A 25080-nucleotide genomic window follows, 5' to 3' on the forward strand; every position below is an offset into this window, starting at 1 on the left:
TCCTCATTGCCGCATCGCCCTGCCCGAGGCATCGTAGGGCGACGCCGCGATGACGCGAGCCGGCCGTTCGACGCCGACAATGTGCACCGAAAGCGCCGTCCCCTCCTCGGCGAAATCGCCGTCGACCAACGCCAGCGCGACGCTCTTGCCGATCGTGTAGCCAAAGCCACCCGAAGTTACGAAGCCGACGCGCCGGCCATCACGCCAGACCGGCTCGAAGCCGCTGGCGTCGGCATCGACGGCGTCGACCTCCAGCGTCACGATCCGTTGCGCCACCCCAACGTTGCGCTCCTTCAGCGCCGCCTCGCGGCCGACGAACTCGCCCTTGTCGAAGGCAATGAACCGGTCGAGGCCGGTCTGGCCTGGCATGTAGCCCTGCGTGAATTCGCGCGACCAGATGCCGAAGCTTTTCTCCAGTCGCAGCGCATTCAGCGCGTAGTAGCCGATCTCGGCCAGGCCGAGATCCTCGCCGGCGGCGAGCAGTGTCTCACGCAACGTCGCATGCGTGGTTACCGGGCAGTTGATCTCGAAGCCCAGCTCGCCCGCGATGGAGAGGCGGGCAACCCGCGCCTGCACCATGCCGATGTCGAACGCGCCGCAGGCCATGAAGGGCAGTGCCGCGCCGCACACATCCTGATGCGTGGTGCGTTCCAGGATTTTGCGCGCATTTGGCCCGGTCAGCAGGAAGCCGCCCGTCGCGTCCGAGATGTCGGTGACCGTGACGCCCTCTCCTGCCTGTCTCTCGAACCAGCGCATGTGGAATTCCCTGAGATAGTAGGAGCCCATCAGCCAATAGTCGCCGTCGGGCCAGTTGATCACGGTGAGGTCGCCCTTCAGCCGTCCATCCGGCCCGAGCATCGGCGCCAGCCGCGCCTGTCCCGCCTTCGGCAGCCTGCAGGCCAGCAGCCGGTCGAGCCATGCCTGTGCACTTGGCCCCGACACGGAATAGCGCGCATAGGCCGAGATATCGACGAGACCGGCGGTGCGCCGGACCTGCAGCGCTTCATCGCCGACGATGTCGAAGGCGTTGGAGCGCTTGAGCGTGGTGTTCTCGCGAAAGCCCATCGGTGCGAAATAGGCCGGGATTTCCAGCCCCCACGACGCCGTCCATTCGCAGCCCGCCGCACTCATCCCGTCATAGGCGCCGGGGCGTTTCAAGGGCCGGCCCGCCGGCAGCCGCTCATTGGGGAAAGTCATGACGAAACGGCGCGCATAGAATTGCCGCGTCGTTTGTCTGAGATATTCGCGGTTGGCGGCGAAGGCGCCGTAGCGGGCAATGTCCATGCCGAAAATGTCGGCCTGCGGCTCGCCGTGGATCATCCATTCGGCCAGCGATTTGCCGACACCGCCGCCCTGGCTGAAGCCGGCCATGACGCCGCAGGCGACCCAGTAGTTTTTCAGGCCGCGCACCGGTCCGACGATCGGATTGCCGTCGGGGGTAAAGGTGAAAGCGCCGTTGACCCATTTGCGGACGCCGGCGCTCGCCAGGCAGGGAAAGCGCTCATGCGCCTTGGCGAGTTCGGGGCTGATGCGGTCTATGTCCTCCGGGATCAGCTCGATGCCGTAGTCCCATGGCGCGCCGTCCATGTTCCAATGCTTGGGGTTCTGCTCGTAGACGCCGAGCAGCACGCCTTTGCGCTCCTGGCGCAGGTAGGAAAAGCCGTCGAGATCGACCGCAAGGCCAAGCTCCCGGTCGAGAGCGGCGATCTCGGGAATGTCCTCGGTGACGAAATAATGGTGCTCCATCGGCGTCACCGGCAGGTCGACGCCGGCCATGCGGCCGAGCTGCTTTGCCCACAGCCCGCCGGCGTTGACGACATGCTCGGCGATGATGGTGCCCTGCTCCGTGACGACGTCCCAATGGCCGTCCGCGCGAGACTTCAACTCGGCGACACGGTTGCGCAGGATCACGTCGGCGCCGCGCTTCTTGGCGGCACCCGCATAGGCATGCGTCGTGCCATAGGGGTCGAGATGACCCTCATTGGCATCGTAGAGACCACCGAGCACGCCAGTGACGTCGACAATCGGACAGATTTCCTTGATTTCGTCGGGCGTCACCAGCCGGGCGGTTTCGATGCCGACCGACTGGAACACCGCCCATGCCGATTTCAGCCATTCCCAGCGCTGGGGATCGCTGGCCATGTTGACGCCGCCGGTCATGTGCAAGCCGATATCCCGGCCGGATTCGGCCTCGATCTCGCGATAGAGCTTGATGGTGTAATCCTGCAGCGCCGCGACGTTGGGATCAGCGTTGAGCGCATGAAACCCGGCAGCCGCATGCCAGGTCGAGCCGGCCGTCAGTTCCGCACGTTCGATCAGCGCCACATCGGACCAGCCGAACCGCGTCAGGTGGTAGAGCACCGAGGCGCCGACCACCCCGCCCCCGATGACGACTGCACGGTAGTGCGACTTCAAGGCTTCCCTCCCAATGCGTCCGAGGCAGCAACATATACGCACTAGACATAAGTGTCCAGTACTGCACTTGCGCATCCGAGCGGGTGTTTTTTCGGCCGGCGAACACGCCGGCGGGCAGGCATGCCGCACTGTCACGCAAGCATCATGTTCGCGCCGTAGACCGCTTTCGGGGGGCGGCGCGCGGCATCATCGATGTACCGCCTCTTTCAGCTTTTCGGCCGCCCCGGCACATCTTTCACAAAGAGGATCATCCATGAAACACCTGCACCGAACCGCCTCGCTCGGGATCGCGCTGGCCTTGTTCACCGCTCTCACGCCGGCGCTCGCCGACAGCACCACGACAGCAGGCGGCCTCGTCAACAAGGGCCTGGTCGGCGTCGGCCGCATCCCTGCCGCACAGCGCGACAAATTCGGCGAGACGTTCGGCTCGGGTTCCGGCATGGCGATCGACACATCGAGCTGGACGCATGATGCGGGCACCTACAAGGGGTCGCTCTGGCTGCTGCCGGATCGCGGCTACAATGTCGCCGGCACCACCGACTACCGGCCGCGCCTCAACACGATCGGCATCGAGTTCACGCCGGCAGCAGCAGGCTCCGCTGGCCAGGAACAGAACGAAGTCAAGGCGACGCTCACCGACACCATGCTGCTCACCGACGACAAGGGCGCCAATGCCACCGGGCTCGACCCGCTGTCGGATGTGCGCGCCGCCACCGGCGACATGCCGATGCTGCCCGCCGCCACCAATGGCAAGCTCGCCCTCGACAACGAGGCGATCGTGCGGCTGCCCAACGGCTCGATGTTCATCTCCGACGAATATGGCCCCAACATCTACCGCTTCTCGGCGCAGGGCCGTCTGCTGTCGGCGACACAGCCGCCGGCGGCGCTGGTGCCGATGCGCAAGGGCGCGCCGAACTTCTCCTCGGACAATCCTGGCCCCGGTGCCGCCGAGCCCGACCCGAAGGATCCCGAGACCGGCCGCCAGAACAACCAGGGCCTGGAAGGCATGGCGATGACGCCGGACGGCAAGTTCCTGATCGCCGTGCTGCAGTCGGCGACGCGGCAGGATGGCGGCGATTCAGGTTCGACCCGGCAAAACACCAGGGCGCTGGTCTATGACGCCTCCGACCTCGCCCGTCTGAAGCTGGCGCACGAATATGTCGTGCCGCTGCCGGTGTTCAAGGACGCCAAGGGCAAGACCAAGGTCGCCGCGCAAAGCGAGATCGTGGCGCTGTCGGACACGGCGTTCCTGATGCTTGCGCGTGACAGCGGCAACGGCCAGGGCGTCAAGGGCGACACCTCGCTTCTGCGCCAGATCTTCGTCGTCGACGTTTCGGCCGCGACCGACATCACAGGCGGCCCTTTCGACGCCGCCGACAGGCCGGTCGCACCCAAGGGCGTGCTCGATCCGTCGGTGACGCCGGCCAGACTGACGCCGTTCATCGACATCAACGACAATGCGCAGCTCAATCGCTTCGGCCTGCACAATGGCGCGCCGAACGACCACAACAACCTGTCCGAGAAATGGGAAGCGATGTCGCTGGCCAGCGTGCTCGATCCGAAGCTGCCCGACGACTATTTCCTGTTCGTCGCCAATGACAACGACTTCCTTGCCCAGGACGGTTTTCAGATCGGCGCGCCCTACAAGGCCGATGACGGCGCCAATGTCGACACCATGTTCCTGGTCTATCAGGTCACGCTGCCGGGTCTGGCCAAGAAGTAATCAGGGCGATCCAGGCGGACGCGCTTGGCGCGTCCGCCTGAGTTATTCCGATCGAACCGTCGATCGTGGAGGTACTTACTTCAAGAACTCGGCATCCTTCGGCACGCCGGCATCGATCGGCTCGGCCGTCCTGCTCGACACGGCCATGATCTTGCCGGCAGCCGACAGGTTGGGCCGCACGAAGACCTGCGCGGGACCGTTGACGCGGCTGTAGAGGTCGATGATGTCCTGGTTCATGAAGCGCACACAGCCCGACGACGCATTCTTGCCGATGGAATCCCACTCCGGTGTGCCGTGCAGCCGGTACATCGTGTCCTTGCCGTCGCGGAACAGGTAGAGCGCGCGGGCGCCGAGCGGGCTCTGCGGGCCGGGCGGCATGCCGTCCTTGAATTTCGCCAGTTCCGGCCGGCGCTGGATCATTTCCGGCGGCGGCGTCCACACCGGCCATTTCTTCCGTGCCTGAACCACGGCGCTGCCGGTCCAGCCGAAACCGGCCTTCCCTAAGCTGACGCCGTAGCGGATGGCCTTGCCGCCGTCGCGCACCAGATAGAGGAAGTGCTCGGAGACATCGACGACGATGGTGCCGGGCTTTTCGCCGGTCGGGTCGACCACGATCTGGCGCACGAACTTCGGATCGAGCTTGGCCACCGGGATCGCCGGCAGTTGATAGCCCTCGTCGGTGCGCGCCGCGTACATGGTCGCGGTGTCGCCGAACGCCGTGTCGGGTGGCGCCGCGGCCACCGGCGGCGGCGGCGTCACCACCTCGGTCGTCGTACATGCCGAAAGAGCCATCGAGGCCGCGCCCAAGGCGGACGCACCGAGAAACGCGCGCCGGTTCAGGCGCTCGGAAAACAGCGGACTATCGGACATGATCCCCCCGGCTATTCACAAGATACAGGAATGCGGGCCCCACGCCCCAGGGGATCAATAGCCCATTCCGGGGGTTTTGAGAACATGATTAGATCAAGGGGCGCCAGCAGACCTTTCCGACACCGCATCGACCTGCCCCGTTGAATCGGCAATGATGGTGGGGCCAGATCACCTTTGCCGAGTTGCCAGCCATGGACGAAAAAAAGCCCCCGCGCCGGCGCACCGGCGACCTGACCAGCGGCCCGATCCCGCGCACGCTGCTGCTGTTTGCCTTGCCGGTGCTGGGTTCCAACGTGCTGCAGTCGCTCAACGGGTCGATCAATGCCGTCTGGGTCGGCCGCTTTCTGGGCGAATCGGCGCTGACCGCCACATCCAACGCCAACCTCGTCCTGTTCCTGATCCTGGGCACCGTGTTCGGCATCGGCATGGCCGCCACCATCCTGGTGGCGCAGTCGGTCGGCGCCCGCGACCTGCCCGAGGCGCGCCGCATCGTCGGCACCAGCGCCACCTTCTTCTTCTTCATTTCGGTGGTGTTCGCCGTCTGCGGCTGGATCTGGGTAAATGCTATCCTGGGCATGCTCGGCACACCTGCGGACGCCTTGCCGCTGGCGCGTTCCTATCTGCGCATCATCTTCGTCGCCGTGCCGATGATGAACCTTCTGTCCTTCGTCATGACCGTACTGCGTGGCGCGGGCGATTCACGCACGCCCTTCATCTTCATGGCGCTGGCGGTCGTCCTCGACATCGTGCTCAACCCGCTGCTGATCCGCGGCATCGGCCCCTTCCCCGAACTTGGCATCGCCGGTTCCGCCACCGCGACGCTGATCGGCCAGACGGTGGGCGTGATTGCCATCCTTGTCGTGCTCTATGCGCGCAAGCACCCGCTGCGGCTGGCCGGCGCCAATCTCGCCCTGCTGTGGCCCGACCCTGGCTTGCTGCGCGTCGTCGTCTTCAAGGGCGTGCCGATGGGCCTGCAGATGATCGTCATTTCGGCGGCGGCCCTGACGGTGATGGGCATCGTCAACTCCTACGGGTCGCAGGTCGCCGCCGCCTACGGCATCGCGGCGCAGCTGTGGACCTACATCCAGATGCCGGCGCTGGCCATCGGAGCCGCGGTCTCCTCCATGGCTGCGCAGAATGTCGGCGCCGGCCGCTGGGACCGGATCGGCCGCGTCGCCGCCTCCGGCGTCGGCTTCAATCTCGTCCTGACCGGCGCCCTGGTCGCGCTGCTGTGGCTCTTCGACCGCCCGATCCTCGGCCTGTTCCTGAGCAGCGACAGCGCGGCGATCGACATCGCCGCGCACATCAATTCTGCCGCATCCTGGTCGTTCATCCTGTTCGGCATCACCATCGTGCTGTTCGCCACCGTGCGCGCCACCGGAGCGGTGATGCCGCCGCTGATCATCCTGGTGATTTCGGTGCTCATCGTGCGCACCGGCTTTGCCTATTTCATGCGCGGCGTGATCGGCGAGGAAGCGCTGTGGTGGAGTTTCCCGGCAGGCTCGATCACCTCGCTGGTGCTGGCCGCGGCCTATTACCGCTTTGGCGGCTGGCGCAGTTTGCACATGATCGAGAACAGGCCGGCCGCCGGCGAGCCGCCGGACACCGGGCTCGGGGTGCCACGAGGGCGCGCCAACATGGCGCCCGAGACGCCGAACGGCTGAGGCGGGCCCGCTTTGTCTCAATGTCTGTGTTTTTTAGCTCAAAGCCCAGCGCCACCAGCGCAAAGACGATGATCATGCCGGCAAATGCCAGGCTTGCCGCGACAGCGCTGACGTAGGTCGAGACGATGCCGACGCCGCTGACGGGTAAGGCATTGCCGACAAAGCAGCCGCCGGCGCCCTGGCTTTCCCAGACATGCTTGAGGAATTTCCCGAGCGCCGTTTATTGGCCCGGGAACTTGCGCTAACAGTTTACTGTCTTTCGACAAATTCGTTTGTAGGCGGGGATCATGGGCAAAGGCAGGGTCGAGGCATTCACCGACGGCGTCGTGGCCATCATCATCACCATCATGGTCCTCGAACTGAAAGTGCCGCATGGCGAGGATGTTTCCGCCTTGTTGCCGTTGTGGCCGGTCTTCTTCAGCTACGTGCTGTCCTTCATCAATGTCGGCATCTACTGGAACAATCTGCACAACATGTTTCACACCGTACAACGCGTTGACGGCCGGGTGCTTTGGGCAAACCTGCATCTGTTGTTCTGGCTGTCGCTGATGCCGGTAACGACCGCCTTCATGGGCGAGAATCATTTCGCCACGGTTCCGGTCGCTGTCTATGGCGCCGATCTCGCTCTATGCGCGATCGCTTACACTATTCTGGCATCCGCGCTGCATCGCCTGCACGGCAACGACACCGCCTTCGCCAAGGCGCTGGGCAACGACCGCAAGGGCAAGCTCTCGCTGGCCGTCTACATCGCGGCCGTCCTGCTGACCTTCGTCAATCAGTGGATCGGCGTCGCGCTTTATGTGCTGGTCGCGACGATCTGGCTCGTGCCGGATACGCGCTTCGCGCGGGTGATCGAAAAGTAGCGCTGTTTGCCTGACTCGATTCCCCGGGGGAAAATGCTACGCGCTTTCCCCGGGAAAACCGCTTCACACCTTTCCTGGAATTGCTCTATTTACGCATCGCCTTCAGCTTTTCCGCCACCGACGCCGCAAGGTCGGCATAGCGCTCCTCCAGCCTTTCGGCTGCCTTGATGATCGAGAAATCATGGCCGAATTTCTCCAACGCCATGCGCAGCTTCTCGACGAACTCGGCCTGTTTTTCCAGCGCGGCAAACAGTGTCTTCACCTGGGCTTCGCTGATATCGGGGTTGGCCAGCATCTGCGGCACCTCGCGCCCCATCTGGTCGCCGGTGGCGGTCTGCTCTTTCAGAATTGCGATCCAGTCCGTCAATCGAAAATCTCCATTTGTGGGGCAGCATGCGCGGTCGCGGCCCGACTGGTCAACCCGAACACGTGCTGACGAAGGCTTGCACAAGCCCGTTCCGGCGCTAAGTTCGGCGCCATCGAAAAAAGGATGCTGTTGCTCATGATCACCGACGCTGAAATCCAGAGCGCCCTGCCCGCGCTTGGCCCCGGCAATACCGCCGTCATCACCGGCGCCGCCAGCGGCATCGGTCTGGCAGCCGCAAAGCGGCTTGCGCTGATGGGCATGAAGATCGTGCTCGCAGACATCGGTGGCGCGCGCCTTGACGATGCCTCCCGCGCCGTCTCTGCCATTGCCGGCGACGATGCCGTGCTTGCCGTCGCCGCAGATGTTTCGAAGGCCGATGAGGTCGATCGTCTCGCCGACCGCGCATTCGGCGCCTTCGGCGAGGTCTCGCTGCTGATGAACAATGCCGGCGTCGGCGACAATCCGGGAAAACCCTGGGAAAACCGTGAAGGCTGGAAACGGCTGCTCGACATTAATTTCTGGGGTGTCGTGCATGGCGTCGAAGCCTTCGCGCCGCGCATGCTGGCGTCGGCCAAGCCGGGCCTAATCATCAACACCGGTTCCAAGCAAGGCATCACCACGCCGCCCGGCAACCTCGCCTACAATGTCTCCAAGGCCGGCGTGAAGACGTTCACCGAAGGCCTGGCGCATGCGCTGCGCAACGAACCGGGCGACCGAATGTCGGCGCATCTGCTCATCCCCGGCTTCACTTATACCGGCCTCACCGAAGGGGCGACGGAAAAGCCGGCCGGCGCCTGGACCGGCGAACAGGTCATTGATTTCATGCTGGAATCCCTGGTCAGGGGCGACTTCTACATCCTGTGCCCGGACAATGACGTAGCGCGGCCGCTGGACGAGAAGCGCATGGCCTGGGCGATCGGCGACATCATCGAAAACCGCCCGGCCCTGTCGCGCTGGCACCCCGATCACAAGGATGCGTTCGCGGACTTCATCAAAGGCTGATCCGAAAGCCCTCAAGCCGCGTGCTTTTTCGGAGCTCGCTTTTGCGCCACGGCCTTCTTGGCGGCCATGGCGGCGATTTTTTCGTCATGCCGCCGTGCCGCCCGCTCGCACTTGTCACGGATTTCCTCGACTTCGGATTCCGTGAGGTGCTCGATGCCGATGAAATTGTTATGGCCCTCGCTGACCCGGATCAACTCATCGAGCTTGGCCTGGATCGCCGCGCCATCGCGGTTCTGGGTGTTCTGGATCAGGAACACCATCAGGAAAGTGATGATGGTCGTGCCGGTGTTGATCACCAATTGCCAGGTGTCCGAGAAGCCGAAGAACGGCCCGCTCACCGCCCAGACGACGACAATCACACAGCAGCCCGCAAAGGTCAGCGGCAGGCCGGTTATATGGGCGACCCAGTTGGCGATCCTGGTGAAGAGCTTTTCCATCTGTCGAGACCCATCAATGGCTGCGCCGATGAGAAACAACCGGTAGCCGTCTTGGGTTCCCGCCGGCAGCAAATACATCGGATGCAATTGGGCACACGCGAAGCGGGCACTCGACGGAAAACGCATCTTATCGGTTCAATGTCATAGTAACGATGCAGGCAAAAGCGCCTGTTCGTTCCGCTCCACAGCGGTTTACCTCCGGCCCCTTCCGCCGCGCCACCCCCGCATGGCGGAAGGGGCTTCAGTACCGAAAGCGGCGACCGGTACACGGACAGGCGGACGCCCCATTTCCCGCAACTCGCCCACCAGCGCCGCTCTCGGTCTGCCGATGGCCTGCGCGCCCTAGACGACGTCGTTTTCCCAACGATCGAGGAAGGCCTCGATCGGCATGGACTGGATGTCGGGAACCGCCCTGGCGAGTTTCTCGACCGGCCAGTCCCACCAGGCGAGGGCTTCGATCCGCGCCGCTATGTCGGGAGCAAAGCGCGAGCGGAGCGGCTTTGCCGGCACGCCGGCGACGATCATGTAGGGCGGCACATCCTGCGTCACCACCGCATTGGCGCCAACGACCGCGCCATTGCCGATCGCGATGCCGGGCATGATCACCGCGCCGTGGCCGATCCAGACGTCGTGGCCGATGGTCACGGCCTTCGCTTGCCGCCGCGCGCGGAACGCCGCATCGACGCCCAGCCAGCGGAAATATTCGTTCGGCCGGTAGCTGACCTTGTGCTGGGTCAGTCGCTCGATCGGATGCTCCAGCGCGTTGATGCGGCTGTTGGCGGCAATCGAGCAGAATTTGCCGATACTCGTATAGATCGCCTCGGCATGGCGCTCGAAATAGGAGAAGTCCCCGACGCTCACCTCGCGCAGCACCACCCGTTCACCGATCGAGGCGTAGCGGCCGAGCTTGCACGCCTTCAGCTCCGCGGTCGGATGGATGCGCGGCTCGGGATCTTTCAGGACGAGGTTTTCGGTGCGGTCCATGCGGCGCTTTACTTCAGGGCAATTGCTCCCGCAAGGCAGGAGCAATTGCTCGTGGTGCCAATCAGCACAAAAAGACGCCCATCCGCCTATTTCGGCTTGCCCTTGCTCCACACCACGTTCTGGCCATAGAGCGGCACTGTGGTGACCGACATCTTGGCCGAGCCGTTCTGCACCTGACGCGAATGCGAGAGATAGATCAGCGTCTCGTTGGTCTTGTCGTAGATGCGGTTCACCACCTGCTTCTTCCAGATCAGGCTGAGGCCCTGCTTGAACACCTCCTCGCCGCCCTCGCTCATGTCGATGTCGCCGATGGTGATCGGGCCGGTCTGACGGCAGGAGATCGACGAATCGGAGGGATCCTCGAACCAGTTGCCCTTGTGCAGGCGGTCGATGATGCTGCGGTCGAAATAGGAGACATGGCAGGTCACGCCATCCACCTTGGGATCCTTGATCGCTTCGACGATGATGTCATTGCCGACCCAGTCGACGCCGACCTTGCCGACTTCCTCGGCGACCGCGCTGCCTGCGCCAAGAACGACGCACGCGGCCAAGGCGCCGCCGATCAGTTTTCGCCCAATCCGTTCGCGCCCAACCAGTTCGAGCAAAGGAGCCTCCTGCGGTTCGAGTTGCCGGTTCAGGTGGGACGCGGCGTGCGGCTTTGCAAGCGGATGCGTCAACACCACCACGGTTGCGGCATCGCGGCACTTTGCCTGCGCAGGGCCAAACCGCTAAGAGACTGTTTCGAAATTCGCTCTGGCGAGTCATATGGTGGTGGTTTCGACACCGTAGCGCAGTGGACATATGGTCCGTGAGCTCAGTTCTACTGCATGCAGTAGAACTGAGAAGCGCAGAAAACGCCATCAGATGGCCGCCAGAGTAGAATTTCCAAACAGGGCTCCAAGACTGTCGCACCGGCGCGGCATCGAGCCGGCGCGATGATTTCTGCGGACGGACTTTTATGATGATGCGTTCTATCCTGGTCGGCATTCTCGTCCTGATGGCAGCCGGCATCGGCTGGCTGACCTTCGACTGGTACCGCGGCCATTATGGCGGCGAACCGTTCGGAGCGCCCTTCACCCTCGTCGACCAGAAAGGCGCGCCGATCACCGAAGCCGCCTTCCGGGGGCAGCCCAGCGTCGTCTTCTTCGGCTTCACCCACTGCCCCGAAGTCTGCCCGACGACGCTGTTCGAACTCTCCGGCTGGCTGAAGACGCTCGGCGACGACGGCAAGACCTTGCATGCCTATTTCGTCTCGGTCGACCCGGAGCGTGACACGCCGCCGGTGATGAACGCCTATGTCAGGAATTTCTCCGACCGGATCACCGGCATCACCGGCGACCCGGACAAGGTCCATGCCATGGCCAAGTCGTTCGGCATCTACTGGAAGAAGGTCGACACGGGCGACGGCGACTACACGATGGACCACACTGCCTCGGTGCTGCTGCTCAACTCCAAGGGCGACTTTGCCGGCACGATCGCCTATGGCGAAAGCGCCGGCACCGCCGTGGAGAAGCTGAAGCGCCTCGCGGCCAAGGGTTGATAAGTATCCACATGACCCAGACGCGGCTGCATTTCACCACCGGCAAGATCGAGGCTGAGCGCATCTTCGCGGCGCTCGAACTGGCTTTCGAGGATGAGGGCCTGCCGATCGCCGTGCTCGAGGTCGACGAAGACCAGGACATCCACGAAGTTTCGCTCTATGCCGATGGCGACGTCGATGCGATTGAAGCGCGGGTGAAGGACATTCTCGCCGGGCTTACTCTGTCGAAGCCGGTCGAGCGCGAGGTGCTGCCCGACATCGACTGGGTGGCGCGCTCGCTGGAGGGCCTGAAGCCGGTGCGCGCCGGCCGTTTCTTCGTCCACGGCGCGCATGACCGCAGGAAGCGCCACAGCGGCGAACTCGCCATCGAGATCGAGGCCGGCCTTGCCTTCGGCACCGGCCATCACGGCACCACATCAGGCTGCCTGGAAATGCTGGAGAAAGTGGTGCGGCGCGAGCACCCGCGCAATGCGCTCGACCTCGGCACCGGCAGTGCCGTGCTGGCGATCGCCGTCGCCAAGCTGGCGCATATTCCGGTGCTCGCCACCGACATCGACCCGGTGGCGGTGAGGGTCGCCGCCGCCAATGCGCGGCTCAATCACGTCAAGGCGCTCATCGAAACGGTCACCGCACCGGGCTTCCACCATCCGATCTTCGGCAATCGTACCCCCTTCGATCTGATCGTCGCCAACATATTGGCGCGGCCGCTGATGCGGCTGGCGCCGCAAATGGCCGGGCACATCGCACTTGGCGGCTCGATCGTCCTGTCAGGCATTCTCGAGCGCCAGCGCGACGCCGTCATCTCGGCCTATGTCGGCCAGAATTTCCGGCACGTGCGCACCTTGCACCGCGAAGGCTGGGTGACGATCCACCTCAAGCGCTGAGACCGGCAAGGCAACTGCCGATCCTCGACAGTCCCAACACCTAGAACTTGATGCGCCGTGGCATGGATTTCGCCGGAAAGCTGATCGTGCCGCGGCTGGACCAGCCCCATCTGGTTGTCAGCCAGCCGGCGCTGTAGCAGGTTGCGCCAACTGGAAATCGATTCCGATTTCCGGACCCATAGGCTACGGTCACGCCGACATCAGGAGGCCCATCATGTTCCAGACCTTCGATTCCGCGGGCGAGCCTTCGGTTGGCAAGCCGCGCGTGGCGCTGCTGCGCCAATGGCTTGCCGCCAATGGCCTAGACGGTTTTATCGTCCCGCGCGCCGACGAACATCAGGGCGAATATGTCGCCGATCGTTCGGCACGGCTGAAATGGCTGACCGGCTTCAGCGGCTCGGCCGGCGTCGCCATCGTGCTGCGCGACCGCGCCTTCATCTTCGTCGACGGGCGCTATACGCTGCAGGTGCGCAGCGAGGTCGATCTCGACATTTTTTCGGTCGAAAGCCTGGTCGACAACCCGCCCGCCGTCTGGCTCAAGGACAATATAGGCAAGGGCGCGCGGCTGGGCTTCGATCCATGGCTGCACACGATCAGCGAGGTCAAGGCTCTGCAGACCTCGGCCGACAAGACCGGCGCGGTGCTGGTGCCGCTCGAGAAAAACCCGATAGACATCATCTGGAAGGACCAGCCGGCGGCGCCGGTGACGCCGGTCGAGCTGCACCCGATCGGCTTTGCCGGCGAACTCGCCAAGGACAAGCTGGCGCGGCTGGCGACAGCGATCGGCAAGGACGGCGCCACCCATGCGGTGCTGACCGACCCCTCCTCCATCGCCTGGGCCTTCAACATCCGAGGCGGCGACGTGCCGCATACGCCGCTGGCGCTCGGCTTCGCCATCCTCGCAGCGGATGGGTCGCACCAGCTGTTCATGGACAGCCGCAAATTCTCGCGCCAGGTCGCGGCCTATCTCACCCAGCTCGCCGATCCGCACGAGCCCGGCGAATTCGAAGCGGCGATCGCGGCGCTTGCCAAGGGCGGCGCCAAGATCGCACTCGACCCGGTCCTGGCGGCCGACCGGCTGCGCATACTGGTCGAGGACAATGGCGGCACGGTGGTTGCCGCGCCCGATCCTGCCCGCATTCCGCGTGCCACCAAGAACCAGGCCGAGATCAACGGCTCGCGCGCCGCGCACCGTCGTGACGGCGCGGCGGTGGCCAAGCTTCTGTGCTGGCTGGAGCGGCAAAAACCCGGCTCGCTCGACGAGATCGCGGTCGTCACCAGGCTGGAGGAGAGCCGCAGGCAGACCGGCGAGGAAACGCAGATGCCGCTGCGCGACGTGTCCTTCGACACCATTTCCGGCGCTGGCCCGAACGGCGCCATCATGCACTACCGCGTGTCGCGCGCCACCAGCCGCAAGCTGCAGGCGGGCGAGTTGTTCCTGCTCGATTCCGGCGCGCAATATCAGGACGGCACCACCGACATCACCCGCACCGTGCCGATCGGCCAGCCGACCGAGGAAATGCGCGAACGCTTCACGCTGGTGCTGAAAGGCATGATCGGTATTTCCACGCTGCGCTTCCCCGCCGGCACGCGCGGCTCGGAGATCGACGCCATTGCCCGCATGGCGCTGTGGAAGCATGGTTGCGATTTCGCCCACGGCACCGGCCATGGCGTCGGCTCGTACCTCGCCGTGCATGAAGGCCCGCAGCGCATTGCCCGCACCGGCACCGAAAAGCTGCTCGAAGGCATGATGCTGTCCAACGAACCCGGCTATTACAAGGAAGGCGCTTACGGCATCCGCATCGAAAACCTGATCCTCGTGACGCCGGCCGAACAGATCGAGGGCGGCGACATCGCCATGCACGGCTTCGAGACGCTGACGCTGGCGCCGATCGACATCAGGCTGGTGCGGTCAGAGCTGCTGACGCGCGAGGAGCTGCATTGGCTAGACGCCTACCATGCCCGCGTGCTGGCCGAGATCGGACCGATGCTCGACGGCGAGACGCTGGCCTGGCTTGCGAAGGCGACGGCACCGCTGCCGCATGATGCGAAGATTTGAATCTAGCTTGGTAAGTCAGCGCCGCCCCTCATTGCCCTGCCGGCATCTAAATGCCCGGCAGGGCAATGAGGGGCGGCGCTGACGATTTAAATCGGTGGCACTCGCAGAATTCTATCCCACGAACTGCCGAGCCAAGATCAACACTGCCGCGCCCGCCAGAAACATCGCCATCAGGCCGCCGCGCAGCGAGACCACGGCGGTGACGACCAATGCCGCCCATTCGGCCGGTCCGGCATTCAGCAGCTCCGGCGCCACCAGCGTCGTCAGCACCGCCGCCGGCACGGCGTTGAGGCCGGCCTCGACGCGTGGATGGATGTTGTCGAAGCGGGAGATGACCAGATGCCCGCCGATTCGCGTGAGATAGGTGGCGACCGCGCCGGCGATGATGATCCAGAAAGTCGTGCTCATGGCCTTGTCTCCACGCCGCTATGGTGCGGTGGCAGGATGACGGCGAGCAGCACGCCGGCAATGGCGCCGATCGAGACGTGCCAGGGCGAGCCGACCGTCTTGTAGGCGATGATCGAGGCGCACGCACTGGCGATAACCACCGGCAGCCACAGCGGCCGCTTGCGGAAGCCCATCACCAGGCCGAGGAAATAGATCGGCAGCAGGAAATCGATGCCCAGCGCATGCGTGTCGGGGATGAGCTTGCCAAACACGGCACCCAGCGCGCTTTCGATCACCCAGAACAGATAGACCGGCAGGCCAAGCCCCAGATACCAGGCAAAGCCGACCGTCTGGCCGGACGCCGCCCTCGCCTCGGCCACGGCGAACTGCGGATCGGTGAGGATGAAATAGCCGAGCGCCTGTTGGATGACAGGCCAGTGCGCGATGCGCCGGCCGATGCCGGCGGAGTAGAGCACATGGCGGAAATTGACGGCGAAGATCGACAGCACGATCAGCCACGGCGCGACATGCTGGCCGAACAGCTGGATGCCGACCATCTGGCTGGCGCCGCCATAGACCAGCGCGCTCATCAAAAAGGCTTCGAGGACCGAAAAACCATTGTCGACGGCAAGCGCTCCGAACAGCACCGCGAACGGCGCCGACGCCACGACGACAGGCATGGAGAGTCGCACGCCTTGCCAGAAGTCGCTTTTGCCGCCGCTCTCGGAAATCACGTCCGTCGCCATCGATCGCTCCCAGGGTCGAAACCGCCGATGTAGGTAGTGCAGCCCGCCTTGTCACACGAATTCGCTTGAGCCAAACGATCAGCGGAAATGATCGTCGCCTTGGGTCGAGATGGAACTTAGTCCTTCGCGATTTTGCCCTCGATCGCCCTGCCCCAGTCGAGCAGCGGCTTGGCGCGCATGGTAAAATCGACGAGTTCCTCGACCAGATCCGGCCCGTGGATGCCTGCCGGATCGATGACGTGGCGGACGGCAAAATGCCGATTGCGGATCGCAGCGACAAGATCCTCATCCGTGACGTGCTCGAAGCCCCGCGGCGTGCGTTTCATGGCGTCTTCCGCGCTAAGCTCGAGGCCGTTCTTCTTCAACGCCTTCACCATGGCGCGAAACCTGTCCGGCCACGTCTCGATGGCGCGCCGCATCGCCAGCAGCAACGCGGCCTCCGGCTGCCACCAGGCGACGCCGGCAAAGCAGCCCTCAAGCCCGATATGAATGTAGAACACGCCCTGCACGGCCTTGCTGCCGTCAGGCGACAGAATCGCCGAGACATGCCGGTTGTACGGCCGCTTGTCCTTGGCGAAGCGCACGTCGCGATTGATGCGGAACAGCGACTTCTTGCGATCGCCGCGCAAACCGAGCCCTGCCTCTGCGAAGCGCTGTGTCAGCGTGTCGACCAGATCGCCAAGGGGATCGCGCAATTCCTGTTCGAACAGGTCGCGGTTCTCCAAAAACCACTCCCGGCTCTGGTGGAAATCCAGCGCCTTCAGGAATGGTATGGCCTTTGGGCCGAAGCCTTTGAACGCGGTCACGCCTTGCCGACCCGTTGCAGCCAGGTGTCCTCGTCGATCACCTCGACGCCGAGTTCGCTGGCAAGCTTGAGCTTGGAGCCGGCCCCGGGTCCGGCCACCAGCAGATCGGTCTTGGCCGAAACCGAGCCGGCGACCTTGGCGCCGAGCCGCTCGGCCATCGCCTTGGCTTCCGAGCGGGTCATCTTCTCCAGCGTGCCGGTGAAGACGATGGTCTTGCCCGCGACCTCGCTGTCGGCCGAGACGGTGACGATATAGGGCTTGGGCCTGACCTGTTCGAGCAGCTTGTCGAGCACGTCGTCATTGCGTTCATTGCCGAAGAAATCGCGCAGCGCATCGATCACCGTGTCACCGATGCCGTTGACCGATGGGAATACGGTGTGCGGGTCCTCCGCTGCCGCCGTTTCCTTGCCGACACGGATCAGTTCCTCGATGGTGGAAAAGGTCTTGGCGAGCACGGCGGCCGTCGTCTCGCCGATATGGCGGATGCCGAGCGCGAAGATGAAGCGGTCGAGTTCCGGTTCGCGGCGCGAATCGATGGCCGCGAACAGCTTGTCGAGGCCCTCATAGTTGCGGTCCTCGACGCTGCGCACATTCTTGCGCGTCTTGCCGGACGCCGCCTCGCGCTGCCTGGCCTGCTCCTCGCGCCGCTCGGCCAGTGCCTTGGTGACCGCGGGACGGCGGTCCCTGAGCGTAAAAATATCGGCGGCGGTCTTGATCAGCCCAGCATTGAAGAAGGTGTCGATGTTTTCGGCGCCCAGCCCCTCTATATCGAGCGCCCCGCGCGAGACGAAATGGCGTAATCTTTCCACGGCTTGCGCGGCGCAGATCAGTTCGCCGGTGCAGCGCCGGCGAGAATCTTCCTTGCCGGTCTTCTCGTTGATCTCGCGCGTCGCCGGCGAGCCGCAGACCGGACAGGTATGCGGGAATTCGTAAGGCACGGTATCGGCCGGGCGCTTGTCGATGACGACGCTGACGATCTGCGGAATGACGTCGCCCGCCCGCTGGATCACCACCGTGTCGCCGATGCGCACGTCGATGCCTTCGCGGATCGGCAGGCCGTTGCTGTCGAAACCCTTGATGTAATCCTCATTGTGCAGCGTGACGTTTTCGACCACGACGCCGCCGACGGTGACGGGCGCAAGCCTTGCGACCGGCGCCAGCGTGCCGGTGCGGCCGACCTGGATGTCGATCCTCTGCACGGTCGTCATCGCCTGCTCGGCCGGGAATTTGTGGGCAACCGCCCAGCGCGGCTCGCCGGTGACGAAACCCCAGCGGCGCTGCAGCTCCAGCTGGTCGACCTTGTAGACGACACCATCAATGTCATAGCCGAGCGAGGAGCGCTGCTCCTCGATCAGATGGTAATGTGCGACCAGTTCCTCGACCGACTTCGCCCGCACCATCAAAGGGCTGATCTTGAACCCCCAGTCGGCGAATTTTTGCACCGATTCATACTGGGTCGGCGCCGGATCCGCGGTCGTGAAGCCCCAGGCATAGGCAAAAAACTTGAGATTGCGGCTGGCGGTGACAGAGGCATCCTTCTGGCGCAGCGATCCGGCAGCCGTGTTGCGCGGATTGACGTAATCCTGGCCGCCGGCCGCGGCCGAGCGCGCCTTCAGCGCCTCGAATTCCGCATAGGTCATGTAGACCTCGCCGCGTATCTCGATGACATCAGGCCAGCCCGAGCCTTTCAGCTTCGCGGGAATATCGGCGATGGTCCTGAGATTGGCGGTGATGTCCTCACCCACGGTTCCGTCGCCGCGCGTCGCGCCCTGCACGAACACGCCATTCTCATAGCGCAACGAGGCCGACAGGCCGTCGATCTTCGGTTCGGCGGTGAAGGCTATGTCGAGGTCCTTGTCGCGGTCGAAGAAGCGCCGGCCGCGCTCGATGAAATCAGTGACATCCTCGTCTGTATAGGCCTTGGCGAGGCTGAGCATCGGCACGGCATGGCGCACCTTGGCGAAACCCTCGGCCGGCGGCGCGCCGACCCTGCGTGATGGCGAATCCTCGCGCACCAGGTCGGGAAAACGCTGCTCGATGGCAAGGTTGCGCCGCGTCAGCGCATCATAGGCGGCGTCCGAGATTGTCGGCGCGTCCTCGGTATGGTAGCGCCGATCGTGCTCGGCGATCTCCTCCGCCAGGCGCTTCAGCTCGGCTTCAGCCTCGCTTTCGCTGAGCGAATCGACAGGTTTTTCGGCCATGCTTTTCTTCCCCGAACGGTGGCGCGCCACAATAGAGCATGATCCCGAAAAGTGGGAACCGGTTTTCGGAAAAGATCATTCCTGAACAGCAGGATGGAGCCATATCCTGACTCGCTGCCATATCCTGCCCCGTCAATGACGCTGGATGGCCTTATGCCGCGTTTGTGTTCTCGCGCAGCAGCCTTTCGGCGGCGGCGCGTGCCTCGTCGGTGATCGTGGCGCCGGCCAGCATGCGGGCGATCTCTTCCTGCCGCGCCGGCCTGTCCATCTCGGCAATGCCGGTCGCCACTCGGTCGGTGCTGCCCGATTTTGAGATCAGGAAATGCGTCGCCGCGCGCGCCGCCACTTGCGGCGCATGGGTGACCGACAGCACCTGCACGCGCTTCGACAGCCGCGCCAGCCTTTGGCCGATGGCGTCCGCAACGGCGCCACCCACGCCGGTGTCGATTTCGTCGAAGACAAGCGTCGGCGCCGAGCCACGGTCGGCCAGCGCCACCTTCAACGCCAAAAGGAAGCGCGACAGCTCGCCGCCGGACGCCACCTTCATCATCGGCCCGGGCCGCGTGCCGGGATTGGTGCGCACCCAGAACTCGATCTGGTCGATGCCTTCTTCCATGCGGGTCTCGGCCTCGCTCTTCATCTCGACGATGAAGGCGGCGCGTTCGAGCTTCAGCGCCGGCAATTCGGCCATGACAGCCTTGGTCAGGCCGACGGCCGCCGCGTGGCGAAGCGAGGAAAGCTGTGCGGCGGCGATGTCATAGGCCTCGCGCGCCGCGGCGGCCTGCTTTTCCAGCCCGTGCAGGCGTTCCTCGCCGGCGTCGAGATCGGCCAGATCGGCAACCATCGTGTCGCGCAGCTGCGCCAGATCGTCGACGGCCACACTGTGCTTGCGAGACGCCGCCCGCAGCGAAAACAGCCGCTCCTCCGCTTTCTCGAGCCGCTGCGGGTCATACTCCGTGGCGCGAAGTGCCGCCTCGACGCCGGATTGCGCGGCGTCGAGCGACAGCATGGCTTCGTCCAGCGACTTGACCACATCCTCGAGCAGGCCGGGCGCCTCCGTCGCCTTGCGCTGCAGCCGTCTCAGCAGGCTGGCGAGCTGCGGCAAGGGCGAAGACGGGCCGGACAGCACATCTTGCGCGTCATGGATTTCGGAAGCGATCTTCTCGGCGCGCATCATATGGGCGCGCAGTTCGGCAAGTTCCGTTTCCTCGCCGGGCTGCGGATCGAGCTTGGTCAGTTCCGCCACCGCCGCACGCAGATAGTCGGCCTCGCGCGCCGCCGCCGCCACCTTGGCGCGGTGGCGCGTAAGCTCCTGCTCGCCGGCACGCCAGTGGCGCCAGGCCTCGCCGGTCGAGCGAACCGCGCCGAGATGGCCTCCGAACGCGTCGAGCACGTCGCGGTGGGCGCCGGGATCGACCAAGGCGCGCTCATCGTGCTGGCCGTGGATCTCGACCAATGCGCGCCCGACATCGCGCATCAGGGTCACGCTGGATGGCTGGTCGTTGACGAACACGCGGGTGCGGCCGTCCGCCGTCTGCACGCGGCGCAGGATGATGTCGCCATCGTCCTCGATGGCGTTTTCGACGAGCAGCGCCCGCACCGGATGGTTGCGCGGCACATCGAACACGGCAATGACCTGGCCTTGTGCCGCGCCATGGCGCACCAGAGAAGCGTCACCGCGCGCGCCGAGCGCCAGCGACAGGGCATCGAGCAGGATGGACTTGCCGGCGCCGGTTTCTCCGGTCAGCACGGAAAGGCCCGGCTGGAAGTCGATATCCAGCTTCTCGATCAGGACGATATCGCGGATCGACAGTCTGGAAAGCATCAGAACCCGGACCTCAGGCAATTCCAGGAAAAGTGCGGAGCGTTTTTCCCATGGGAATTGCGTAGAACAAAAAGTTGGGACGGCTCAGCGCTTCAATCAAACCACTGAACCGCCGTGGAGCGGCACGCGACCGATTGGAGTCGCAGCGCCGCACTATCTTTTTGTTTCAGCATCGGATCAATCCGAAAAGCGCGCTACGCACGCTTGCGCCTGACAGATCAGGCGCCGGTGATCAGCTTGCCGGCCTTGGAAATCCACGATCCGGCATTCTCGCGCGGCGAAAGCCCGTTGCTCTGCAGGAGCTTGTAGGAGTCCTTGTACCACGGGCTGTCGGGATAGTTGGTGCCGAGCACCGCTGCGGCCGTCTGGGCCTCCGAGGTCAGCCCCATCGCGTAGTAGCTTTCGGTGAGGCGGGCCAACGCTTCCTCGACGTGGCGGGTGTTGGAATAGTTCTCCACCACGGTGCGGAAGCGTTTGACGGCGGCGATGTATTCGCGGCGCTCCAGATAATAGCGGCCGATCTGCATTTCCTTGCCGGCGAGCTGGTCGTTGGCGAAGCGGATCTTCTCCTTGGCGTCGTCGACATATTCCGACGTCGGCCAGCGCGTGACCAGATCCTGCATCGTCTGCAGCGTCTGGCGCGCTTCCTTCTGATCCTGCGTCACATCCTTGATCTGGCGATAGTAGCTCAGGCCGATGATGTACTGTGCATAGGGCGCGTCATCGGTGGACGGATAAAGCGCCAGATAGCGCTTGGCCGACGAGATCGCCTCGTCGTAGCTGCCCTTTCTGTAGTCGGTGAAAGCGCCCATCACCATCGATTTGCGGGCCCATTCCGAATAGGGATGCTGGCGGTCGACGGCGTCGAACTTCTTGCTCGCCTCGTCCAGGCGGCCAGCATTCAAATTGGCGAGACCCTGGTTGTAGAGAACGTCGGCCGGCTCGGTCTGGTCGACATATTTCGACAGGTCGATGTCTTTCTCCGACGACATGCAGGCCGACAGAAAGAGCGATGGAACAACCAGCGAAAGCGCCAGGAGAACAGACCGCTTTGGCGCTTTCGATTGACCGACTCGCTTGAAGAACATGATTGGATTGCGCCCTTTCGGCGTTATTTTAATGCCTCTTGCATGCTGTTGTCCCAAAACTGGTCCCCACTTTTGAGCGACATGCACTAATCGACGGCAGCAGCCATAAACCATAACCGCCTTGCCCGGCAACGCTATCTCCGGGCAATGGCGCATTTTTGTGGCGGCGCGACGGCGCCGACGCATCCCTATATTTTCGCCGACCGATGATGCATTCCTGCAACACCCGGCATTCCGCCACAGGGTGCGAAAACGGTGCGGAGCTTAGATCATCCAGGGCGCGTAGAGCGGCGCATTGACGGCGCTCATCTCCGCCGCGCGGCCCCGCTCGCGGCGTGTCGTCTCGACGATCTCGAAGGCCGTGCGGTCCGACAGCAGGCGCCGCAGCGCCGCAGCGTTCAGCCTGTGACCGCCGCGATAGGAGCGGAAACAGCCGATGAAGCGGGCGCCGGCCAGAGCCAGGTCGCCCATGGCGTCGAGCGTCTTGTGGCGCACGAATTCGTTGGGATAACGCAGGCCGCCCATATTGATGACGCGGTTGTCGTCACCGATCACGAGCGAGTTCTCGAGCGAAGATCCCAGCGCATAGCCGGCCGCCCACAACCGCTCGACATCCTTCATGAAGCCGAAGGTTCGGGCGCGCGCAACGTCGCGGCGGAAAATGTCGGCATTGATGTCCGACGCAAAGAGCTGACGGCCGATGGCCGGGCTTTCGAAATCGATCTCGACCTCGAAGCGGGTGCCGTCATAGGGCCTGAACTCCGCCCAGGAAGCACCGTTTTCGATGCGAACCGGCTTGACGACCCTGATATAGCGCCGCTTGACCGGCAGCGTCTCGATGCCCGCCTGGTCGATGGCTTCCACGAAGGCCATGGCGCTGCCGTCGAGGATGGGAACCTCGTGGCCGTCGATCTCGATGAGAACATTGTCGATGCCGAGCCCGAACAGCGCGGCCATGATGTGCTCGACCGTGGCGATATGCTCGCCCGAGGGATCGCCAAGCATGGTGCACAGATCGGTGGCGCCGATCTCGGAAAACAGGGCGCGGAACTCGCGGCCCAGCCCGTCGCTATTGATGAGCTGGAACACGATGCCGGTGTCGGCATCCGCCGGCAGGAAACTGATGGAAACTTCTTTGCCACTGTGAACGCCGGTGCCCGTAAGCGACGCGCGCGTTTTCACTGTCGTCTGGTAGTCGTGCAAGACAATCCCCATAAGCCCGATATGCCTAAGTCCGCTTCTCCAGCCCGAGGGCGCGGCTCTTGTTAAATCGGCAGGCAGGGCCACTTCCCCGAAATCCCGGCAGACCGACTATGGTAGGCAGCGAAGATAATGTCCCCCCAAGGAGACTCCAAATCACGGTTTCTTACCCTCTGTAACCGCGAACCAGAGTAAGCTCCACATCGTAACTATTTGATTCTACAGCACTTAAAACGTTAACAGGCAAGCAATTCCTTGCTTGCCTGTTAACAATTGTTACGGTCCGTTAACCGCTCAGTTGGCCTGGCGGCGCAGGAACGCCGGAATCTCCAGCTGATCGTCGTCCTGAGTCGCCCTGGTCTGCGGCGTCAGGCGGCCCTGGTCGTCCAGCTGGCCGCGGCGCGGCGCATAAAGCTGGGCGTCCTGGCTGGCGAGACGGCGCACTTCAGGCGCTGCCTGGCGCAGCTTCGGCTCGCGCGGTTGCGCCGGCTGCAGCCTTGCGGGTTCCTCCTCGCGGCGGGTCAGGCCGTTGGTCAGGCGCTTCAACAGACCCATCGGGCCGCTGTTGTTCTCGTGGTCCACCGGGCGGCTCTTGGCGTCGACCTCGGCCTTCACCACCGGCGGAAAGTCCTCGACGCGCGGCATGCGCTGCGGTGCCATCGCCACCGGCTGCTGGACCTCGCGCAGCATTTCGCGCGGCTGCGGGGCCGGCTGCATCTGCTGGACAACCGGCTGCGGCATTGGCTGCTGCGGCGGCGCCTGGAAGATCTTGCTCTGCGGGCGGAAATCGTCCGCATGGGCGACAGGAGCCGGGCGGGCCTGCGCCATGGCGGCAGCGTTCGACTCGGCGAGCTGGATGGCCTCGGCGACCGGGTCCGCGGCGCGCGGCTCATAGACAGGCTGCTGGACCGGCGCCGGGCGGCTCTCCACGGCAGCCACGGCCGGACGGGCGGCCGGCTTCTGCGGTGCCGTACGGATCGAGATCGGCGCCGCGGCGATTTCAGCCGCCGACTTGTCGATGCCGGTGGCGACCACCGAGACGCGGATGACGCCTTCGAGTTCCTCGTCGAAAGTAGCGCCGAGGATGATGTTGGCGTCCTGGTCGACTTCCTCGCGGATACGGGTCGCAGCTTCGTCGACTTCGAACAGCGTCAGGTCGCGGCCGCCGGTGATCGAGATCAGCAGGCCCTTGGCGCCCTTCATAGAGGTCTCGTCAAGCAGCGGGTTGGCGATCGCAGCCTCGGCGGCGGCCATCGCGCGGCCCTCGCCCGAAGCTTCGCCGGTGCCCATCATCGCCTTGCCCATCTCGCGCATCACCGAACGCACGTCGGCGAAGTCGAGGTTGATCAGGCCTTCCTTGACCATCAGGTCGGTGATGCAGGCGACACCGGAATAGAGCACCTGGTCGGCCATGGCGAAGGCGTCGGCGAAGGTGGTCTTGTCATTGGCCAGCCGGAACAGGTTCTGGTTGGGGATGACGATGAGGGTGTCGACGCATTTCTGCAGTTCCTCGATGCCCAAATCGGCCGTCTTCATGCGGCGCTGGCCTTCGAAGTGGAACGGCTTGGTGACGACGCCGACGGTGAGGATGCCCTTCTCGCGCGCGGCGCGGGCAACAACCGGAGCAGCACCGGTGCCGGTGCCGCCGCCCATGCCGGCGGTGACGAAGCACATATGGGTGTTGGATAGGTGGTCGATGATCTCGTCGATGCACTCTTCCGCCGCCGCGCGGCCGACTTCCGGCTGCGAGCCGGCGCCGAGGCCTTCGGTGACATGCGCGCCGAGCTGGATCAGCCGGTCGGCCTTCGACATGGTCAGCGCCTGCGCGTCGGTGTTGGCCACGACGAACTCGACACCGCGCAAGCCCGCGGTGATCATGTTGTTCACGGCATTGCCGCCGCCGCCGCCGACACCGAACACGGTGATGCGCGGCTTAAGCTCGGTGATGTCCGGCTTCTGCAGATTGATGGTCATTGTCTCCGTCCTTTGCCTTTCACGCCGCTTCGCCGCCGCGGCCGC

Annotated in this window: 21 protein-coding genes; 7 read left to right on the forward strand and 14 right to left on the reverse strand. The window is 64.3% G+C overall.

Annotated features, from left to right (window positions below):
- Positions 1 to 3: 3 nt before the first annotated feature.
- Positions 4 to 2415 (reverse strand): GcvT family protein, encoded by a 2412-nt coding sequence (locus tag ACVILI_RS23510; RefSeq protein ID WP_038647700.1) that lies wholly within the window; start codon positions 2413 to 2415, stop codon positions 4 to 6.
- A gap of 253 nt (positions 2416 to 2668) precedes the next feature.
- Between ACVILI_RS23510 and ACVILI_RS23515 the strand changes: the two genes are divergently transcribed.
- Positions 2669 to 4138, forward strand: coding sequence for an esterase-like activity of phytase family protein (locus tag ACVILI_RS23515; protein ID WP_457102628.1), 1470 nt, complete (start codon positions 2669 to 2671; stop codon positions 4136 to 4138).
- 75 nt (positions 4139 to 4213) lie between these two features.
- Here the strand turns inward: ACVILI_RS23515 and ACVILI_RS23520 are convergent, their stop codons facing one another.
- Positions 4214 to 5008: a L,D-transpeptidase gene (locus ACVILI_RS23520; protein ID WP_019859065.1), complete on the reverse strand. Its 795-nt coding sequence runs from the start codon at positions 5006 to 5008 to the stop codon at positions 4214 to 4216.
- Positions 5009 to 5199: 191 nt separating this feature from the next.
- On the opposite strand from ACVILI_RS23520, the gene ACVILI_RS23525 reads away from it, so the two are divergent.
- A complete protein-coding gene (locus ACVILI_RS23525) occupies positions 5200 to 6672 on the forward strand; it encodes an MATE family efflux transporter (protein WP_038647704.1) in 1473 nt (490 codons plus the stop codon).
- A 287-nt stretch (positions 6673 to 6959) separates the two neighbouring features.
- Entirely contained in the window at positions 6960 to 7535 is a 576-nt protein-coding gene (locus tag ACVILI_RS23530; RefSeq protein WP_019859067.1) for a TMEM175 family protein, read from the forward strand.
- Between the two features lie 85 nt (positions 7536 to 7620).
- Here ACVILI_RS23530 and ACVILI_RS23535 read toward each other — a convergent pair whose 3' ends face one another.
- Positions 7621 to 7902, reverse strand: coding sequence for a hypothetical protein (locus tag ACVILI_RS23535; protein WP_019859068.1), 282 nt, complete (start codon positions 7900 to 7902; stop codon positions 7621 to 7623).
- 135 nt (positions 7903 to 8037) lie between these two features.
- On the opposite strand from ACVILI_RS23535, the gene ACVILI_RS23540 reads away from it, so the two are divergent.
- Complete coding sequence (locus tag ACVILI_RS23540) at positions 8038 to 8904, forward strand: SDR family NAD(P)-dependent oxidoreductase (protein WP_038652930.1); 867 nt, start codon at positions 8038 to 8040, stop codon at positions 8902 to 8904.
- 11 nt (positions 8905 to 8915) lie between these two features.
- Here ACVILI_RS23540 and ACVILI_RS23545 read toward each other — a convergent pair whose 3' ends face one another.
- From ACVILI_RS23545 to ACVILI_RS23555, 3 genes are all read right to left on the reverse strand, one after another.
- Positions 8916 to 9341, reverse strand: coding sequence for a low affinity iron permease family protein (locus tag ACVILI_RS23545; protein ID WP_027047021.1), 426 nt, complete (start codon positions 9339 to 9341; stop codon positions 8916 to 8918).
- 342 nt (positions 9342 to 9683) lie between these two features.
- On the reverse strand, positions 9684 to 10325 hold the full coding sequence (locus ACVILI_RS23550; RefSeq protein ID WP_038647706.1) for a transferase hexapeptide repeat family protein: 642 nt from the start codon (positions 10323 to 10325) through the stop codon (positions 9684 to 9686).
- An 86-nt stretch (positions 10326 to 10411) separates the two neighbouring features.
- The gene (locus ACVILI_RS23555; protein ID WP_019859072.1) at positions 10412 to 10930 is read right to left on the reverse strand and encodes a CreA family protein; all 519 of its coding nucleotides are present in this window, start codon (positions 10928 to 10930) and stop codon (positions 10412 to 10414) included.
- Positions 10931 to 11286: 356 nt separating this feature from the next.
- Between ACVILI_RS23555 and ACVILI_RS23560 the strand changes: the two genes are divergently transcribed.
- From ACVILI_RS23560 to ACVILI_RS23570, 3 genes are all read left to right on the forward strand, one after another.
- Positions 11287 to 11865 carry an SCO family protein gene (locus ACVILI_RS23560; protein ID WP_038652933.1) on the forward strand — a complete coding sequence of 193 codons (579 nt, stop codon included), beginning with the start codon at positions 11287 to 11289 and terminating at the stop codon, positions 11863 to 11865.
- 11 nt (positions 11866 to 11876) lie between these two features.
- Positions 11877 to 12749: a 50S ribosomal protein L11 methyltransferase gene (locus tag ACVILI_RS23565; protein WP_038647708.1), complete on the forward strand. Its 873-nt coding sequence runs from the start codon at positions 11877 to 11879 to the stop codon at positions 12747 to 12749.
- A 214-nt stretch (positions 12750 to 12963) separates the two neighbouring features.
- Positions 12964 to 14808 (forward strand): aminopeptidase P family protein, encoded by a 1845-nt coding sequence (locus ACVILI_RS23570; protein WP_240564739.1) that lies wholly within the window; start codon positions 12964 to 12966, stop codon positions 14806 to 14808.
- A gap of 111 nt (positions 14809 to 14919) precedes the next feature.
- On the opposite strand, the gene ACVILI_RS23575 is transcribed toward ACVILI_RS23570, so the two are convergent.
- The 8 genes from ACVILI_RS23575 to ftsZ all read right to left on the reverse strand — a co-directional run bounded on the left by ACVILI_RS23575 (position 14920) and on the right by ftsZ (position 25035).
- Entirely contained in the window at positions 14920 to 15216 is a 297-nt protein-coding gene (locus ACVILI_RS23575; RefSeq protein ID WP_038647712.1) for an AzlD family protein, read from the reverse strand.
- Entirely contained in the window at positions 15213 to 15941 is a 729-nt protein-coding gene (locus ACVILI_RS23580; RefSeq protein ID WP_038647714.1) for an AzlC family ABC transporter permease, read from the reverse strand. The genes ACVILI_RS23575 and ACVILI_RS23580 overlap by 4 nt, the downstream gene beginning before the upstream one ends.
- 116 nt (positions 15942 to 16057) lie before the next feature.
- The gene (locus ACVILI_RS23585) at positions 16058 to 16747 is read right to left on the reverse strand and encodes a DUF2461 domain-containing protein (RefSeq protein ID WP_038647716.1); all 690 of its coding nucleotides are present in this window, start codon (positions 16745 to 16747) and stop codon (positions 16058 to 16060) included.
- A complete protein-coding gene (gene ligA / locus ACVILI_RS23590) occupies positions 16744 to 18948 on the reverse strand; it encodes an NAD-dependent DNA ligase LigA (protein ID WP_038647718.1) in 2205 nt (734 codons plus the stop codon). The genes ACVILI_RS23585 and ligA overlap by 4 nt, the downstream gene beginning before the upstream one ends.
- Positions 18949 to 19099: 151 nt before the next feature.
- Positions 19100 to 20773: a DNA repair protein RecN gene (gene recN, locus ACVILI_RS23595; RefSeq protein WP_019859081.1), complete on the reverse strand. Its 1674-nt coding sequence runs from the start codon at positions 20771 to 20773 to the stop codon at positions 19100 to 19102.
- Positions 20774 to 20991: 218 nt separating this feature from the next.
- Entirely contained in the window at positions 20992 to 21861 is an 870-nt protein-coding gene (locus tag ACVILI_RS23600) for an outer membrane protein assembly factor BamD (RefSeq protein WP_019859082.1), read from the reverse strand.
- 264 nt (positions 21862 to 22125) lie between these two features.
- Positions 22126 to 23076, reverse strand: coding sequence for a UDP-3-O-acyl-N-acetylglucosamine deacetylase (gene lpxC, locus ACVILI_RS23605; protein ID WP_019859083.1), 951 nt, complete (start codon positions 23074 to 23076; stop codon positions 22126 to 22128).
- Between the two features lie 279 nt (positions 23077 to 23355).
- A complete protein-coding gene (gene ftsZ, locus ACVILI_RS23610; protein ID WP_038647720.1) occupies positions 23356 to 25035 on the reverse strand; it encodes a cell division protein FtsZ in 1680 nt (559 codons plus the stop codon).
- Positions 25036 to 25080 lie beyond the last annotated feature (45 nt).

Source organism: Mesorhizobium sp. USDA 4775 (assembly GCF_054062655.1).

Excerpts from the sequence above, each read along its gene's own strand:
- ACVILI_RS23515 (WP_457102628.1), top strand. The coding sequence starts at position 2,669 with ATGAAACACCTGCACCGAACCGCCTCGCTCGGGATCGCGCTGGCCTTG.
- ACVILI_RS23520 (WP_019859065.1), bottom strand. The coding sequence starts at position 5,008 with ATGTCCGATAGTCCGCTGTTTTCCGAGCGCCTGAACCGGCGCGCGTTT.
- ACVILI_RS23525 (WP_038647704.1), top strand. The coding sequence starts at position 5,200 with ATGGACGAAAAAAAGCCCCCGCGCCGGCGCACCGGCGACCTGACCAGC.
- ACVILI_RS23530 (WP_019859067.1), top strand. The coding sequence starts at position 6,960 with ATGGGCAAAGGCAGGGTCGAGGCATTCACCGACGGCGTCGTGGCCATC.
- ACVILI_RS23540 (WP_038652930.1), top strand. The coding sequence starts at position 8,038 with ATGATCACCGACGCTGAAATCCAGAGCGCCCTGCCCGCGCTTGGCCCC.
- ACVILI_RS23545 (WP_027047021.1), bottom strand. The coding sequence starts at position 9,341 with ATGGAAAAGCTCTTCACCAGGATCGCCAACTGGGTCGCCCATATAACC.
- ACVILI_RS23550 (WP_038647706.1), bottom strand. The coding sequence starts at position 10,325 with ATGGACCGCACCGAAAACCTCGTCCTGAAAGATCCCGAGCCGCGCATC.
- ACVILI_RS23560 (WP_038652933.1), top strand. The coding sequence starts at position 11,287 with ATGATGCGTTCTATCCTGGTCGGCATTCTCGTCCTGATGGCAGCCGGC.
- ACVILI_RS23565 (WP_038647708.1), top strand. The coding sequence starts at position 11,877 with ATGACCCAGACGCGGCTGCATTTCACCACCGGCAAGATCGAGGCTGAG.
- ACVILI_RS23570 (WP_240564739.1), top strand. The coding sequence starts at position 12,964 with ATGTTCCAGACCTTCGATTCCGCGGGCGAGCCTTCGGTTGGCAAGCCG.
- ACVILI_RS23575 (WP_038647712.1), bottom strand. The coding sequence starts at position 15,216 with ATGAGCACGACTTTCTGGATCATCATCGCCGGCGCGGTCGCCACCTAT.
- ACVILI_RS23580 (WP_038647714.1), bottom strand. The coding sequence starts at position 15,941 with ATGGCGACGGACGTGATTTCCGAGAGCGGCGGCAAAAGCGACTTCTGG.
- ligA (WP_038647718.1), bottom strand. The coding sequence starts at position 18,948 with ATGGCCGAAAAACCTGTCGATTCGCTCAGCGAAAGCGAGGCTGAAGCC.
- recN (WP_019859081.1), bottom strand. The coding sequence starts at position 20,773 with ATGCTTTCCAGACTGTCGATCCGCGATATCGTCCTGATCGAGAAGCTG.
- ACVILI_RS23600 (WP_019859082.1), bottom strand. The coding sequence starts at position 21,861 with ATGTTCTTCAAGCGAGTCGGTCAATCGAAAGCGCCAAAGCGGTCTGTT.
- lpxC (WP_019859083.1), bottom strand. The coding sequence starts at position 23,076 with ATGGGGATTGTCTTGCACGACTACCAGACGACAGTGAAAACGCGCGCG.
- ftsZ (WP_038647720.1), bottom strand. The coding sequence starts at position 25,035 with ATGACCATCAATCTGCAGAAGCCGGACATCACCGAGCTTAAGCCGCGC.